The organism is Proteus genomosp. 6, assembly GCF_040139785.1.
Lineage (GTDB): Bacteria > Pseudomonadota > Gammaproteobacteria > Enterobacterales > Enterobacteriaceae > Proteus.
In genome coordinates this window covers 67,551-84,700 of the sequence record NZ_JBEEVJ010000003.1, presented here as the reverse complement: position 1 = coordinate 84,700, position 17,150 = coordinate 67,551, and the positions used below count along the sequence as shown (strand labels likewise).

Annotated in this window: 12 protein-coding genes and 1 riboswitch; of the genes, 7 read left to right on the top strand and 5 right to left on the bottom strand. The window is 38.2% G+C overall.

The features are described from left to right. Nucleotides 1–593 precede the first annotated feature (593 nt). Complete coding sequence (gene metK / locus ABN212_RS04805; RefSeq protein WP_198620922.1) at nt 594–1,748, top strand: methionine adenosyltransferase; 1,155 nt, start codon at nt 594–596, stop codon at nt 1,746–1,748. A 185-nt stretch (nt 1,749–1,933) separates the two neighbouring features. On the opposite strand, the gene bcsG is transcribed toward metK, so the two are convergent. Further along, on the bottom strand, nt 1,934–3,679 hold the full coding sequence (bcsG, locus tag ABN212_RS04800) for a cellulose biosynthesis protein BcsG (RefSeq protein WP_349442959.1): 1,746 nt from the start codon (nt 3,677–3,679) through the stop codon (nt 1,934–1,936). A gap of 842 nt (nt 3,680–4,521) precedes the next feature. On the opposite strand from bcsG, the gene bcsR reads away from it, so the two are divergent. Genes bcsR through bcsC form a run of 5 tightly spaced genes read left to right on the top strand, consistent with a single transcriptional unit; the run spans nt 4,522 to nt 13,743 of the window. Beyond that, entirely contained in the window at nt 4,522–4,713 is a 192-nt protein-coding gene (gene bcsR, locus ABN212_RS04795; RefSeq protein WP_109371180.1) for a cellulose biosynthesis protein BcsR, read from the top strand. A gap of 8 nt (nt 4,714–4,721) precedes the next feature. Next, nucleotides 4,722–5,459, top strand: coding sequence for a cellulose synthase operon protein YhjQ/BcsQ (locus ABN212_RS04790; RefSeq protein WP_196533366.1), 738 nt, complete (start codon nt 4,722–4,724; stop codon nt 5,457–5,459). Then, complete coding sequence (gene bcsA, locus ABN212_RS04785; RefSeq protein ID WP_349442958.1) at nt 5,459–8,044, top strand: UDP-forming cellulose synthase catalytic subunit; 2,586 nt, start codon at nt 5,459–5,461, stop codon at nt 8,042–8,044. Before ABN212_RS04790 ends, bcsA begins: the two co-directional genes overlap by 1 nt. Nucleotides 8,045–8,103: 59 nt before the next feature. Continuing rightward, nucleotides 8,104–10,425, top strand: coding sequence for a cellulose biosynthesis cyclic di-GMP-binding regulatory protein BcsB (gene bcsB / locus ABN212_RS04780; RefSeq protein ID WP_349442957.1), 2,322 nt, complete (start codon nt 8,104–8,106; stop codon nt 10,423–10,425). A 3-nt stretch (nt 10,426–10,428) separates the two neighbouring features. Then, complete coding sequence (gene bcsC, locus ABN212_RS04775) at nt 10,429–13,743, top strand: cellulose synthase complex outer membrane protein BcsC (RefSeq protein ID WP_349442956.1); 3,315 nt, start codon at nt 10,429–10,431, stop codon at nt 13,741–13,743. Nucleotides 13,744–13,825: 82 nt separating this feature from the next. Here the strand turns inward: bcsC and ABN212_RS04770 are convergent, their stop codons facing one another. The 3 genes from ABN212_RS04770 to ABN212_RS04760 are packed head-to-tail and all read right to left on the bottom strand — an operon-like array spanning nt 13,826 to nt 15,005. Next, nucleotides 13,826–14,239: a YeeE/YedE family protein gene (locus ABN212_RS04770; protein WP_198620917.1), complete on the bottom strand. Its 414-nt coding sequence runs from the start codon at nt 14,237–14,239 to the stop codon at nt 13,826–13,828. 4 nt (nt 14,240–14,243) lie between these two features. Further along, on the bottom strand, nt 14,244–14,678 hold the full coding sequence (locus ABN212_RS04765; RefSeq protein WP_109371192.1) for a YeeE/YedE family protein: 435 nt from the start codon (nt 14,676–14,678) through the stop codon (nt 14,244–14,246). Between the two features lie 3 nt (nt 14,679–14,681). Further along, a complete protein-coding gene (locus ABN212_RS04760) occupies nt 14,682–15,005 on the bottom strand; it encodes an ArsR/SmtB family transcription factor (RefSeq protein ID WP_036912417.1) in 324 nt (107 codons plus the stop codon). Between the two features lie 105 nt (nt 15,006–15,110). Here ABN212_RS04760 and ABN212_RS04755 point away from each other — a divergent pair, with 105 nt between their 5' ends. Further along, nucleotides 15,111–15,620, top strand: a complete 510-nt coding sequence (locus ABN212_RS04755; protein ID WP_023581469.1) for a SprT family zinc-dependent metalloprotease — start codon at nt 15,111–15,113, stop codon at nt 15,618–15,620. 76 nt (nt 15,621–15,696) lie between these two features. Here the strand turns inward: ABN212_RS04755 and mgtE are convergent, their stop codons facing one another. Continuing rightward, nucleotides 15,697–16,770 (bottom strand): magnesium transporter, encoded by a 1,074-nt coding sequence (gene mgtE, locus ABN212_RS04750; protein ID WP_100159143.1) that lies wholly within the window; start codon nt 16,768–16,770, stop codon nt 15,697–15,699. Nucleotides 16,771–16,845: 75 nt separating this feature from the next. Next, nucleotides 16,846–17,017: riboswitch (M-box (ykoK) riboswitch) on the bottom strand. Between the last annotated feature and the right edge of the window lie 133 nt (nt 17,018–17,150).

Sequence of the window (17,150 nt, the reverse complement as noted above, 5' to 3'; positions counted from 1 at the left end):
GAAGTAATGGCTCACTATATATTTTTATATGATTATCCAGCTATACGCAGGACATAATAGTAGAAAGTTCTTGAGTTAACCTATAACGAGTTAACACAATCACCTATTGGCAAGTAACAGACAACTTCGCTCTAAAGAGAAAGAGCTCAAAGAGGAAATTACTCTAGATATACTACGTGTATAGTATTGGTGAGTACTGTTTTGGTTTTTGAAAAGACTAACCTGTAGACAATGGAACATTACCCATTCACTCCACACATGGCTTAAACCCGTAAGCCATTTCCCTAACAGAGAAACAGGATCAGAAATCCTGCGGTTTACACTGTGTTCAGATTTCACAGTAACCGCGAGTTTATACCTTTACTTAGTTAAAAATGCAAAGCAAAAAGTACAAAAAACTTTTTTTTCTCTACTCCCTATTTTCTCAACACAAAAATAGCGGGCAACAAAAAATAAGATTAACTGTTTGATTCTGCTTTATCCCTATATTTGATTAAAAAAAGCTGGAATTAAAGAGAGAAGAGTCATAAAATGGACGTCTAGATGTTAAAACATCCATCCTTAAACCGTTTGTATTAAGGTAACGAGATATAATGACTACACACCTTTTTACTTCTGAATCAGTCTCAGAAGGTCATCCAGATAAAATCGCGGATCAAATTTCTGATGCCGTTCTGGATGCAATTTTAGAACAAGATCCAAAAGCACGCGTTGCCTGCGAAACTTACGTTAAGACAGGCATGGTTATGGTAGGCGGAGAAATTACCACCAAAGCTTGGGTCGATATCGAAGAAATTACACGTAACACTGTTCGTGAAATCGGCTATACCAGTTCCGAGATGGGCTTTGATGCTAATTCCTGCGCAGTTATCAGTGCGATTGGTAAACAATCTCCTGATATCAACCAAGGTGTTGACCGTGCAAATCCATTAGAACAAGGCGCTGGCGACCAAGGTTTAATGTTTGGTTATGCAACCAACGAAACTGATGTATTAATGCCTGCTCCAATTACTTATGCTCATCGCTTAGTTCAACGCCAAGCACAAGTCCGCAAAAGTGGTACTTTATCTTGGTTACGCCCTGATGCAAAAAGCCAAATTACCTTCCAATATGACAACAATAAAGTTGTTGGTATTGATGCAGTTGTATTATCAACTCAGCATTCTGAAGATATTTCACAAAAAGATCTGCATGAAGCTGTGATGGAAGAGATCATTAAACCTGTTCTGCCAGCAGAATGGTTAAATGAGCAAACTAAATATTTCATCAACCCAACAGGTCGTTTTGTTATCGGTGGACCAATGGGTGACTGTGGTTTAACCGGTCGTAAAATCATTGTCGATACTTACGGCGGTATGGCTCGTCACGGCGGTGGCGCTTTCTCTGGTAAAGATCCATCGAAAGTTGACCGTTCAGCAGCTTATGCTGCACGTTACGTTGCTAAAAACATCGTGGCAGCAGGTTTAGCAGATCGTTGTGAAATCCAAGTTTCTTACGCAATCGGTGTGGCAGAGCCAACATCCATTATGGTAGAAACATTTGGTACTGAAAAAGTCCCAACAGCACAGCTGATCCTGTTAGTGCGTGAATTCTTTGACTTACGTCCTTACGGATTAATTCAAATGTTAGATTTACTGCACCCAATCTACCAAAAAACGGCTGCTTACGGTCACTTTGGTCGTCCTGAATTCCCTTGGGAAGCAACAGATAAAGCTGAAATCTTACGTGAAGCGGCAGGCTTAAAATAAGTCTCTTGCCAATAACATCATGTTATTGATTTTAAATAAGACCACATCTTTATAGATGTGGTTTTTTTATGGCTTCTGTTTATAAAACCCATAAAAAACCCCGCAATCATACGGGGATCTCAATAAGAGAAAACGAGAACATAGATTTATGATGAAACGCTTTTTTTATAAAAAGCGATAAAAAGTTAGTTAGGATAATTAATCCACTCTCCTCCATTTAACTTGATATAAGACTGCCCTTGATAATCAACCACAACCGTAGCTTGGTTTTCTGCAACATTGGCAGTTTGAGGAAGTTCACTGGCTAATGCATCCCAATCAATAGCAGATTGGTTAAAAACATCCCCATTCACATTACGAGAAATAAACTCAGAGATAGCTAAATAGCTGCTTGGTTCATCAACAATCACCGGAGGGTTAAATGATGCTTGCTCTTTTATTCCAGTGAAACGAATACCAACAGGTACGGTAGTAATACTTTGGCTTGGAATATCTCTTAACCCTGACATTTGCGTCTTATCACCTTGTAAAGCCGCACCATGCTCAGGCACAATCACCACCATCACTTTTCTTCCTTTTTTATCTAGTTCATCCATAAAGCTATCTAAATTATCAAGTAATGTGGAGGCACGCTTGCCATAATCAGCAGTGCTATTTTCTCCTACATAACGGTTGCCATCATGTAGTGATACCAAGTTCACAAAGGTCACAGTGCGGTCTTCGTTAGACTGTTCACGCGCTTTCAACCAACGTTGTAATGTTTCCTTATCGTTGTAAATTTTGGTGCCATCAAATGCGGTAATTTGATGAGAAAGATTTTCTTGATCTTGTAAGGCGATATTAAGATTGCCGAGTTGCTGAACTTCTTTGAGGTAATTACCAAACTTCCCGTTATGGTCGAGTACCAATTTCTTGGCAAATCCTAACGATGATAAATTATCCATCAGCGAGCATTGCGTATCTGCGGGATCGTATAAATCAGAATGGTGAGTCTGACCACAACTCGCACGTAATAATCTTAATGATGCAGGACCACTATAAGAAGATACGCTGTTAAAGTGGCTAAATAACACATTAAAGTTACCCCAAATTGGGTGTTCTTGTAGCCCAACAACCGCCGCATCAGCGGTAGAAAGTGAACAAATATTAATAATCAAGATATCAAAAGGCTGAGCATTGGTTGCTAACTGCGCAGGAAATGGTGTTGTACGTTTTTTCTCGTAACCATAAAATTGTGTGAGCCAATCATCCAATACCTTATTACTAACCTTCTGTTTTTGTGGTGGATAAACAGTATTAATTGATGTACTTTCTACCTCTTTAGTCGGTACAACTTCAGGGAGGACTTGAGGTTCGACTGATGCGGGTAACACCTCAGGAGCTTTGACGACCGCAGTGCTTTTTTCAGTATTAATGTTACTTTCTTGCACAAAAGTATTCGCTGAAACAGGAGGCACCATACCTTGAGAAATATGAGTAAACCCACCAATATTTAGCCACAATACACCTGCAATAATAAAAACAGATACCCTTACCCACTGTTCAATAAAAAGGTAACCGACTAACAAAACAAAGGCGAAACCTATCATTTTGATATTGATAAAGTTAACAGTTAACTCAACCAGGTAATCAACGGAAAACTGTTTAAGTTGCCCACCTTGGGCAAGTACCGTTGAAAAGCTGGGTAACCAAGTATCATGGTAAAATAGTATTATCCCTATTGGGATAGCGACCCAATTGCGCATTTTATGCCAAATATTTTTTGGTAATGGGAACAATAAAAAGGCAAGAAAAAGTAAATTGCTAAAAGCATCAAAATTTAAATAACCATACCAAAGCAAAACAAACTTTAGTAAAAAATAGAAATTCCATGCACCCAACCCATGCCAGTAATGTAAAAAATTGAACTGGGTTGTATTAGATTTGTTCATTTTAATTTCCTACTCTTTAGTATAAATAAATCCAATTCGACAGTTATATGATTACTCACATCTGTCTTTTTATCACTTCTGATATTTAATTAACTACTAAATAAACATATAAGAGAATATTTATTTAAAACCAAGTAAAAACCCTTAAATAAAAAAAGAATCTCGCCAGAAAATACCGGTCTCTTATATAAAAGAAAAATTAATGCTAGAAAAATTATTTAAGATTAGTTTAAAAATAAAACACTCAACGTTCTATTTATATAATAGCGCCTATTTTTAAAAATGATGCTTTATTTACATTAAATAATGAAACACAGAGTTATCTTATTTTTATATTTCGAAACAAACACAAAACAAATTACACATCAATAACACCAAATAACAATTAATAAACATACTTATCAATAAACAAACAAGAGCCTCAATATAAAAACAAAACTAATCAATAAAAGAATATAATATAATGATTTTTCTATGAAAAATGATACTGATCAAGATACAATAATGATCATCGAATTTGAATAATTTAATATATTGTTATAAACAGCTAATCTACATTTCTTTTTTTTACTTTACTTTGTAGCTAAGCCCTTTCCGTTATTATTTAACAAATAAATTTTAAAAATATAAATATAAAAAAGAAAACCAATAGCCATCTTTTATAGAAATAAGATAATAAATATCTATTTTATGTGTTTTTACGTAATTGAAATAATGTATTTTAAAGCCTATTCTAAAATAAGAACCTTAATTAAACAGAACAAATCATTAATCAGACACTATTTTATCAAGATTTTAATTTTGATAGAAATCTATTTCTATTTTATTCAGAGGTTATTAAAATGAAAAATGAAAATTTTATTAACTCAAATATGAAAATAGAAAAAAATAATCTAAATAAGGACATTGATAAACTAAAAAAATTATTTTCATTAAATAACTATCACTATCAGGATATTAATAAAGAAGAAGGAAATAATATGCTTATTTATCGCTGGCCATTACTTAATGCATTTCATTACATGACTAAATGAGGCTAACTATGCCACTTATTGTATTAAAAGGACTCCGAGGTGGAGTGGGTACAACATCCACGGCAATTGCACTTGCTCGGCAATTTAATCAACAAAATAAAGAAGTGCTGATTATTGATAATTGCACAGAAAATATTTTGTCTTTCTATTTTCCAGCACAGCAAAAAAGTACCACATTAAGTCAGGCATTATTAGCAGAAACGCCAATAGAGGAGAGTATTTTTTACTATCGACCACACTACCAAGTGTTACCTTTTGGTTTGGTTAATATGAAGGATAACTTGCTCTTACAATTGTCATTCTCAGCAAAACAACATCTTACCCATTTTTTAACGACATTTATTCAGCTACACCCTGATGCCATTATTTTAATGGATTTACAGCATACGCAAGACACCCTTTTCGCGTCTTGGATAGAAAAAGCGGATATTTTTTTTACCGTATCAATGGCAGAAAGCAACTGTCATATTCGCCTTAACCAGCACACATTTATCGAAAATGAATATGTATTAATTAACCAATTTCGTGCCACCAGCCAAATTCACCAAGATTTTTATCAATTTTGGCAAACGACACCATTTCCATTATGCCCTGTTGTTCTTCATCGAGATGAAGCCTCACTAGAGGCCTGTGCCTCACGTTTACCTTTATATGATTACCGAGCTAATTGCATGTTAGTAGAAGAAATATCGCAACTTGCTCAATGGTGTTTTTCGTTATTTAAGAGGAAAGAAGGACAGTCATAATGCCATCATCTTACGATGCTACGAATAAAATCGAAAAGAATGTGACACAACATATTCTTATTCGTTACTACAAGTTTTATCGCCATAACGGTGCATCTCGTAGCGCAGCTATTGTTAGCGAGCTATTTATGGGCATTATGTGGTTTTTTTTACGGATGGAATCCCCTTTTTGGCGGAAAATTGCCAGAAAACAACGAGAGCTATATCCTCATATTGATCCCCGTTGCCCTAAAATTTTTGATCCCTTGCGCTATTTGTTACAAAGCATTTGGCTAGCTTGCCATTATGTAGGGCAATTACTGATTAAAAAACCCACACAATTTATTTTCTATATTCGAAAAACATACAAAAAACTCTTTGTTCATGTCTCTCCTATCGCGATTGAAATCATTGAACATAAGGAAAAAACCACACCTTTTTGGCAATATGCTCTCTATTCCATTATCGCTATTTTTGCCATTTTCTTTATTTTACTCAGTATCACTCAACCGTTTGATCTTACATTTCAGTTCGTTTTTGTAATTGTTCTTTGGCTAGTTGCCTTAGCTATCCGCGATATTCCTGGGCGTTTTTCTTCTATCGCAATGGTTATGTTGGCACTGACAATTGCATGTCGATACATATGGTGGCGTTATCATTCAACCCTTTATTGGATTGATAATTTCAGTCTATTTTGTGGCTTACTGCTTTTACTGGCTGAAACTTACGCATGGTGTGTGCTATTCCTTAGTTTTATGCAATGTATTTGGCCACTGCATCGAAAACCTGTTTCTATGCCTGAAGACATTACACAATGGCAAAGCGTTGATATTTTCATTCCTACCTATAACGAAGATCTGCAAGTTGTTAAACCCACAATCTATGCCAGCTTAAATTTAGATTGGCCTAAAGATAAGCTCACTATTTATCTGCTTGATGATGGCTCCCGTCCTGAATTTAAAGCATTTGCTCAAGAAGTTGGTATTCGTTATATCGCACGAGAAAAACATGATTTTGCTAAGGCAGGTAATATCAATCATGCCTTAACTCTTGCTTCTGGTGAATTTGTCGCCATCTTTGACTGCGACCATATTCCAACACGTTCATTTCTACAATTTACAATGGGATGGTTTTTAAAAGATGAAAAAATAGCTTTGGTACAAACACCTCACCATTTTTTCTCCCCAGATCCTTTTGAACGTAATTTAGGTAACTTTCGTGAAACACCCAATGAAGGCACACTCTTTTATGGGTTGGTTCAAGATGGTAATGACACTTGGAATGCAGCGTTTTTCTGTGGCTCGTGCGCAGTTTTACGTCGTACTGCATTGGATGAGATTGGTGGCATTGCCGTTGAAACTGTTACAGAAGATGCGCATACCTCATTACGCTTACACCGTCATGGCTGGAGATCTGCTTATATTCGCATTCCACAAGCCGCTGGTTTAGCGACAGAATCATTATCCGCACATATAGGTCAACGTATTCGATGGGCGAGAGGAATGGTGCAAATATTCCGTCTTGATAATCCCTTGTTTGGTAAAGGACTAAGCGTGTCGCAACGTCTTTGTTACTTAAATGCCATGTTGCACTTTTTTTCTGGCATTCCACGGATGATTTTCTTACTCGCACCACTAACGTTTCTTATTTTCCATGCCTATATCATTTATGCACCTGCGATTGCGATCGCTCTCTATGTTGTGCCGTATTTGATCCACATTTCACTCGCCAGTGCAAAGTTACAAGGCGCTTATCGCCACTCATTTTGGGGTGAGGTTTATGAAACGATTTTAGCGTGGTACACCACTCGTCCAGTGTTAAGTACCCTTATCTCTCCTCATAAAGGAACTTTCAACGTGACTGGCAAAGGTGGCGTGATGGAAGAAGGCTTTGTCGATTGGCGAATTAACCGCCCTTACTTACTCTTTCTCAACTTGAACTTGCTAGGTATTTTGTTTGCTTTTTGGCGCATAGCAACGGGCGATCCCGATGAAGCATGGGCTGTTACCATGTGTTTATTATGGGTTTGTTATAACCTTATCTTACTCGGTGTTGCAATTGCAGTTTCTGTCGAAACAAAGCAACAGCGCCGTTTTCCTCGTGTTCGCGTTAAAGTTCCTGCCATGTTGCTGTTAGATAATGGCTCTCTCTACCGATGTTATCTCTATGATTTTTCTGATAATAGCTGTGCAATTTTATTGCCTGACAATGTCAAACTTTCACTATCTCCAAATGAAAGCATCACACTATTACTCAGTCAAAATCAGCGTGAACATGCCTTTAAAGCCAATATTTCACGTATTGATGGGCAAATTATTGGATTACAACTCCTTGAAATGACAACGCAAAAAGCTATCGAGTTTACTGCTTGTACTTTTGAGCGAGCCGATACTTGGGCAGATTGGCAAAATGAACTTCCAACCGACAGACCTTTAAGCAGTCTCAAGAACATTATTTTTATCAGTATGCAAGGTTATAACACCTTGTTAAAGCGTGCTCCTTACTTTATTTACGCTACTTTCCGCTTACTCGGTCTCTTTTTGCTATGGCTTTCATCGTTACTCCCTCAACGCGTTAATGTTTCACAAATATTTCATCAGTCTTGAAGGTAAAACTCAGTTTTCTGGGAATTTATTAATAAACAATAAGATCATGGGTAACAATAATGAAAAAACGTTTTCTCATATTTGCCTTATTTATGCTCACTTCTTCAGTTCATGGAGATGAAACGCAAGAAGCGCAAACCACTATTTCAGAGCCACCCGTTACAATAACTGAAGCAGCTCCTGAAGTTATTTCTCAAGCAGAGCCTAGAAATACACAATTGCCTTCTACAGATATCACGCCTTCTGCTCGCCAGAAGATATTAAAATTTGCAGAGACAGCACCTAGTTATGGCGCGCTCCATTTGACGGGTGTTAGCCCTGATGGCTATTTAGAATTTGGTGTCCGTAGTGATGAATATGTTTCCAAAGCCACTCTTGATTTAGAATTTACACCGTCTCCGTCACTACTTCCTGTAGAGTCTCATCTTAATGTCTATTTAAATGATGAATTAATGGGAGTTATTACCTTAAAACCAGAAGATTTGGGTAAGAAAAACCAAATTACGATACCTATTGATCCTTTATTTATTCAAGATTTTAACCATATAAAACTCTCTTTTATTGGCCATTATCGTGAAATTTGTGAAAACCAAGCAAATACAACACTCTGGCTTGATGTAAGTAAAAGCAGTCAACTCAATCTGACCTTTCAATCACTCCGTTTAGGTAATGAGTTAGCGCACTTCCCTGAACCCTTTTTTGATAGCCGTGATTTTGGAGAATTAACACTGCCAATGGTTTTCAGCCAGTCACCTAATTTAGCTCAACAAAAAGCGGCAGCGATCCTCTCTTCTTGGTTTGGTACTCAAGTTGATTGGCGTAAGCAAAATTACCCTGTTTATTATGATACTTTGCCAAATCAACACAGCATTGTTTTTGCAACCAATACACAAAAACCCGCCTTTTTAAAACAGCATCCCGATGTGAAAGAACCAACCATCGAAATGCTGACGCATCCAACCAATCCTTATATTAAGTTACTTCTTATTATGGGGCGTGATGATAACGATTTGATCACTGCCGTAAACGGAATAGCCCGTGGACAAGTTATCTTCAGAGGGAATATCGTCACAATTAATGAAGTAGAAAAATTGATCCCGCGTGAACCTTATGATGCGCCAAAATGGGTACAGTTAAATAAACCTATCTACTTTAATACGCTACAAGACTATGAAGGCCAGTTGCAATCTCGCGGATTAAAACCAAATCCTATTACATTAAATATGACATTACCGCCTGATCTATTTATGTTTAATAATACGGGATTACAAATGCAATTGCGTTATCGCTATACCGCTCCTGCATTTCAAGATGATTCTCGTATGTCTATCTCAGTAAACGACCATTTCATTAAAGCTTATCCTCTTGAGAAAGATAAAAAAGATAATCTTGTCATCGCTTATTTACCGCTTATTCAAGGCTGGATTGAGCATAAGAATTTATTGAATATACCCGCCGTAAAACTGGGTGAACGTAACCAAATTACATTTGCCTTTGATTACACCAACCCCATTCCTGGGGGCTCAGTAGATCAATGTATTACTTATCAACCTGTACCAAATGCTGTCGCTATTGATGATTTATCTAGCTTTAATTTTACAGGTGATTATCGACACTATATTGCACTGCCTGACTTACGGGTTTACAGCCATGCAGGCTTCCCATTTAGCCGTTATGCGGATCTGTCAGAAACCTTGATTTTTGTTAATCAGCAACCGTCTCCAACACAATTATCTACCCTATTAATTTCAATGGGGAATATAGGTGCTCAAACAGGTTATCCGGCACTCAATGTTTCATTAACCAGTTCATTGGATGAAGTGCAAAAAAGAGATGCTGATCTACTACTTATCGGAACCATTCCACCTGCATTAAATAATGATAAACAGATGAACGTACTGATTGATAAAGCACGTAGTGAAATCACTCTGCCTTCTCGTGAAATCAGTATCTTTAGCCACACAAGTTATCAACCGACTGATAAACGTCCTGATAGCCGGATCTCGCTGACCTCAAAAGGATCGATGGGGGCAATTATTGGTTTCCAATCTCCATTCTTTTCACAGCGTAGCGTTGTCGCATTATTAGCCGATAGTACGCAAGGTTACAAACTGTTAAATGAGGCGATCAGTGATAGTGGTAAGCGTGATGCTATGCATGGTTCAGTAGTATTGGTCAGAGAGTCTGGCGTAAATAGCTTGCGTGTGGGAGATACTTATTTCGTCGGTTATTTACCTTGGTGGGAAGAAGTTTGGTATGTGTTTGCTTCTCACCCTATATGGCTTGGTTTAGCGGCAATTGTCGGCATTATTCTTGTCTCTCTTCTTATTTGGCGAGCAATGAAAATAAGAAGCCAACGTCGTTTAGCGACTAAGGACTAAGCTATGTGGCAATTTGGTCACACACATCGCCACTCTGTTATTGCTCTCTTTTTGCTGACAGGCTTTTTGCCTGTCACGCAAGCCAGTGAAGAGGCAACAGAAGCCTTTTTACAAGAGCAAGTGAGATTAGGTACATCCACAGGAAATGAAGTTTTAGTGGCTCAATCGCTATATCGTTTAGCGTTAATTAAAGCCAATGATCCTAATATCTTGTTAATGCAAATTCAGTTTGCTGTAAAACAGAAGGACAATGCAAAAGCACAACAGCTATTTACCCAATTAGGTACTCAATTTCCACAGTCAGAGCAATATCAGCGTGCAATCAAAACGTTATCACTGACAACGGATGTTAATCGGCAAAAATTACAGCGAGCCCAGCTTTACCGCACAGCTGGCCGCTATGATGATGCGTTAAATTTATACGATGAAATTTACCGAGGAATGCCTCCCGATGAGACTTTAGCACTCGAGTATATTCAAGTACTTATGCAATCGTCTCACGATGATAAAATAGAACGACTCAATCATATTTATCGTCAGTATCCGCAAAATACGAAAATAGCGAGCCTCTACCAGCAACAACAACACGCCATAGAGTCAGTAAAAAGCCCAGTTTCAACAATAAAACCGCAAATAGATGTTACCTCATTACCTATTGCGACCTTAAAACAAAAAGCACGACAACAACCTGATAATGCTGATGTTGTTGGTGCTTTAGGTGTCCGTTATTCTCGTGCTAATCAACGCAGTGCGGCTATTTTTTATCTTTCCCAAGCGCTGAAATTAGCGCCCAACCATGATAATAGTGGTCAATGGCGATCTATGTTGCAGGCTAACCAATATTGGCATCTGCTTTCAAAAGGCGATGACGCACTCTTAAAGCAAGATTATGAATTAGCAGAACGCTATTTTAATCAGCTTAATAAGTTAAGCCCTTATGAAAGTGAACCTTATCTTGGTTTAGGTGATATTGCTGTTGCACAGCGGCAATGGGATGTTGCCGAAAACCATTATTTACAGGCATTAAAATATCAACCCAATCACCCTGCAACGCTACATCGTTTAGCAAAGCTTTATCGCCAACAATCTCATGAAAAAGCGCAACAATTTATTGCAGGCTTAACACCTAGACAATATAAAAATTTAGCAGAAGATTATGGCTATATTATTTCTGGTATAAGGCAAGATTTAGCGGCTGATGATGAACATAAAGAGCAATACCTCAGTGCGATTGAAAAACGTAAGGCAATAGCTAAAGATTATCCTAATGATGTTTGGAATATTTATCGTCTTGCTGATGATTTATTAATTACCCAGCAAGACTCTGTCGCTGAAGCGTATTTTAATCAGCTTAATCGTCGTCTTCCTAATGATCCGTCTCGCCTTTATGCTTATGCGTTATATCTCAATAAAACAGGACGAGAAACTCAAGCACTTGATACGCTAAAAACGATCCCCTTATCTCAACGCAGTGAGAGCATGAAAGCGTTAGATAGTCGATTGCGTTTTGGTCAAATAGTCGCACATGCAGAGTCTCTACGTGCGAAAGGACAAGAACAACAAGCTGTTGATTATCTTTTTGCTCATATTCCGCCAGAGCAAAAAATTCAGACTTATTTGTTATTAGCGAACTGGGCTCAAGAACGAAATAACCTCGATCAGGCCTTAAGTTATTACCATACTGCACTGAATTTAGAACCCAATAATGAAACTGCATTATTAGGTGCGACGGATATCGCCTTAGAACAAGGGAAAAAGATGCAGGCAAAATACTACCTTGCCAAAATAGAAACGCTTTCTCCCAACCTGTTTAATAGCAACTCAATTAGACGCGTTGCCAATGCTGAAAAAGAAGTAGGTAATACAGAAAAAGCACAACACTATTTTGCTTATTTGGCACAACAAATTGAAACAGAGCCAGACAGTGCTGATCCTTTAGTATTACGCGATATTGCTCGTTTTCAGCGTGATGGGCAACATCGCCAACAAGCTCACTATTATTATCAACAAGCTATGATCAAGGATGGAATAACAGATAGGTTGCCAAAAGATAATATTGAGTACACCACATTAATGCGTAATGACGAAAAAGATAATTGGCTATCTCGGAGTTTACGCGCGGATGCTGACGCGCTTTATCGCCAACAAGAGTGGCGATTTACGCTTGAGCATGATTATTGGGGCTCTAGTGGTAGCGAAGGTTATTCAAAACTACGCGCCCACACCACAATGTTACAACTTGATCACCCTGTTTATGATGGGCGTTTCTTCTGGCGTGCAGACTTAGTTAATCTTAATAGTGGCAAACTGGGTACATCACCATATGATTCAAAATTTGGAACTTGTTACCGCACGGGTTGTTTCCCGCTAGAACAAAAATCCTTTGGTGTTAGCCCTGCAATTGGCTGGGAAAATGGTCAATGGCAATGGGATCTTGGTACCACACCTTTAGGTTTTGAAGTGACTGATTGGGCCGGTAAAATCGCCTATAGTCATGATCTTTTTAATGTGGGCTGGACACTTGATATTCACCGCCGCCCTGTTAATAGCTCTATGCTTGCTTTTGGTGGCCAACGAGATATTTGGACTAACCAAATATGGGGGGGTGTAAGAAGAACCGGTATTCGTTTAAGCGGAAGTTATGATTTAGGTGGGAAAGATGGTTATTGGGGCGAGGTTTCTGTTGATAAATTGACAGGTAAAAATGTTGAAGATAATAGCAGTGTCCGAGGAATGGGAGGCTACTATTATAAACTTATCAATGAGAACAACCGCCGCGTTTCTGTTGGGTTAAGTACTATGCTTTGGCATTATGATAAAGACTTAAGCGGGTACACTTTAGGTCAAGGTGGTTATTATAGCCCTCAAAAATATGTCTCTTTAGGACTCCCAATTATTTATCGTGAACGTACTGAAAATTGGTCTTGGGAATTATCAGGCTCTCTTTCTTGGTCTTACTCCCAAACAGATGACAGAAAGCGTTATCCTTTACAAAATCTCGTTTCTCTCGATAAATTTAATCGCTATATGAATGAACTTAGCCCCGAAGATCGAGAAGAAATAATGAGACTTTATTATCAAGAGCGTGATGCGGTTGATGAAGGAGATTCTGGCAATGGCTTTGGTTATACCGCCAGAGCATTAGTTGAACATCGTATTACGCCGCATTGGTTTATTGGTGCAGCTATTGATATTCAACAAGCCAAAAACTATACCCCAAGCCATGCATTAATGTACTTGCGTTATTCATTTGATGGTTGGAACGGTGATTTAGATTTACCGCCAAACCCTCTTATTCCTTATGCTGACTTTAAATAACGTTCAATGTATAAAATACACAAACGGGAAGCACTGGCTTCCCGTTTAACGTTTTCTCTAAAATGATGAGAGCAAACTGCTATTATTGCGCTTTACGAAAAAGCCCAACAAACAGCCAACCTACAATCATGGCAAGGACAAACAAAATACCTTGATAAAACCCAGCACCTGCTAATACCAAGCTAGGACCTGGACAAATTCCAGCTAATCCCCAACCAAGACCAAATAACGCACTACCTAACACTAAGGGTTTATCAATCACTTTATTGGTTGGGATATTTAAAGGGCATGCTAATACACTTTGTTGTCTACGCCGTGTTAATTGGTAACCTATCACGCTGACAACCAGTCCTGCTCCCATGATTATCAATAAAGAAGGGTCCCAGTTTCCTGTGATATCCAGAAAACCTAGAATTTTTTGCGGATTGCTCATTCCACCAACAATCAATCCTGCACTGAATAGAAGACCACAAAGAAAAGCAACAAACTTAGTCATTTTCTTAGCCTCCTATCACATGACGCTGAATATAAACGGTAATAAATGCCGTTGCCATAAACACTAACACAGCAACAATAGAACGACGCGATAATCGTGCTAATCCGCAAATACCATGACCACTTGTGCAACCACTGCCTAAACGTGTACCTGCTCCCACCAGCACTCCGGCAATAATTAACATCCAAGGTGACGTTTCAATTACTGGCGATAAGGGTTTATCAAAAAAATAAAACAGTGTAGGTGCGATTAGCATGCCTAGTAAAAATGCCCAACGCCAGCCATTACCTTGCTGTTTTGTTGATAAAACCCCACCCAAAATCCCGCTTATTCCTGCAATACGGCCATTAAATAACAGTAAAATGGCGGCCGCAGCACCTATCATAAGCCCACCAATTGCCGCACTTAAAGGCGTAAAGTGAACCCAATCTATATTCATAAATTAACCTGCTATAGGGCAATAAAGCTGATAAAGCGTATTGAGTAGTACGAGAACTTTTTCATCAGCAATAGAATAAAAGATACGTTTTCCATCACGACGAGTATTCACTAACCCTTCATTGCGCAAAACGGTTAGCTGTTGAGAAAGTGTCGGTTGACGGATACCTAAACTCTCTTCTAATTCACTCACACTTTTTTCGCCCTGACTTAGCTGACACAATAATAAGAGGCGATCGCCATTTCCTAGCGTCTTAAGCATGCTAGACGCTTCATTAGCCGCCAATTTCATTGCATCTAATAAATCAGGTTGAACTCGTTGTGTCATGGTAAACTCCATAATCAATATACTTTTTAATAATATGTTAATTTATATATTGTGCAAGTTTTCTTTTTATTGCGTGTTTGTATAAGCCACTATATGCTCTGTAACATGAAAACGGTAAGAGTCCCCATCGCCTTAGTGCAAAGCGTTATGCGAACACTGCGTGAAAAATTGCAGCAGGCTAATCTTTATCTTAATACAAATTACCCAGAACCTACTCTACATTATAATCAGAGAGGAACTATTGCTGGCAGTGCCTATTATGCAAATTGGGAAATTCGTATTAATCCTACATTATTGATTGAAAATAAACAGAATTTTATTGAAGAAGTTATTCCTCATGAATTAGCGCATTTATTAGTTAATCGCCATTTTGGTCGTGTAGCACCTCATGGGAAAGAGTGGAAATGGATGATGGAAACAGTATTACAAGTTTCAGCTAAACGAACCCATCATTTTGATGTCAGCGCAGTTAAAGCTAAAACCTTTCCTTATGCTTGCCATTGTGAAGAAAAACATCAGCTTACCATTCGCCGCCATAACAAAGTATTACGCGGAGAGACACAATACCGTTGTCGCCATTGTCAGGCTATTTTACAATTTATTAAGCATGAATAAATGCAGACAAAAATAAAGCCGATGTGTTGATTAATTCACATCGGCTTTATCTTGAGAATGAATATATGGGATTGTCTTAAGCAAACTCGCTCATCACATGAGATGCGATTTCAAAGTAAATAATAAGACCTGTACCATCAATTAACGTCGCGATAAATGGTGCTGAAACAACCGCAGGATCAATACCTAAACGCTTTAATACCATTGGAATAACAGATGAAACAATCGCACTCCAAACCGTGATTGAAATAAGCGTTAAGCCAACCACAATCATCACTTCCATACCCACACCTAAGAACCAAGCACGCACAAAACCAGCAATACCCATAGTCAGTGCAACCATTATCGATGTGGTTATTTCTTTTCTTAATACAGACCAAACATTACGTAAGCTCACTTCTCCTAATGCCATAGCACGTACTAATGTTGAGGTGATCTGTGTACCACTATTTCCACCTGTACCAATCAGCAATGGAATAAAAAATGCTAATGAAATTGCGGCTTCGAGTCTGTCTTCAAAAGCATGTAACACAGTGCTGGTATACGCTTCTGCCACAAACAGCATCAATAACCACACAACACGTTTACGCCATAATGTTACTGGACTGGTTTCTAAATAAGGCTGCTCTAAAGGTGAAGTTGCACCCTGCATTTGTGCATCAAGTGTATTTTCATCTTCAATTAATTCAGCAATATCTTGAGGGCGTAAAACACCGACCAATTTTCCAAAATGCATCACTGGTACACTGTCTAAACCGCTATGGCTAATCAGTTGATACACATCATGTCGATTCTGTTCTGGTGAAACAGAGAAAAAGGTTTGACGCATCACATCAGACACAAACAGATCATTAGCCGCGGTTAATAATGATTTAACGGGCAAAATCCCATTTAGATAATTATCTTTATCCACCACATATAAATAGGTTGGAATTAATTCATCTTTTAAATCATTAACCAATTGAGCTTTCACATTTTCAACAGAATCAGCGACAGAAACCGCAATATAAGACTGGCTCATATAAGCACTAACGGTTGCATCATCTTTTAAACGATTGTATTGGTCTTGAGTTGAGTTATTTTGTGGTGTGTTTAAGGATGCATCTGCAACTAATACAGCATCCATTTTGTTTTGAGTATTGAATTTCATTTTGTGGTTCCCTATTACTGTTTGTGTTTAGCAAATCAGTTCTCCATAGGGGCGAAACCAGAAGCGAGAATGCAAAAGCTATCTACACGTCTCGGTTTTAGCACTATACAACGTATCCGATGAATACTGGAAGTTACATGGGGATATACCTTCGGTCGATATATCCTGTCCTAATCTTGGGCGTCTCTCGACGTCGTCAGATCAGTAACCTGTGTTTGTATAGGAGCCTCGCCTAACGAGATACTGCACTTTTCTTGCGAATGCGGCGCGCATTATAACCACCCACAATATAATGAAAAGCACGATAACGATTTTGTTTAAGTTCTATTGAAAAATAGCCTCAAGCATTCATCACACAATTAAGAATTGTAATTACATTC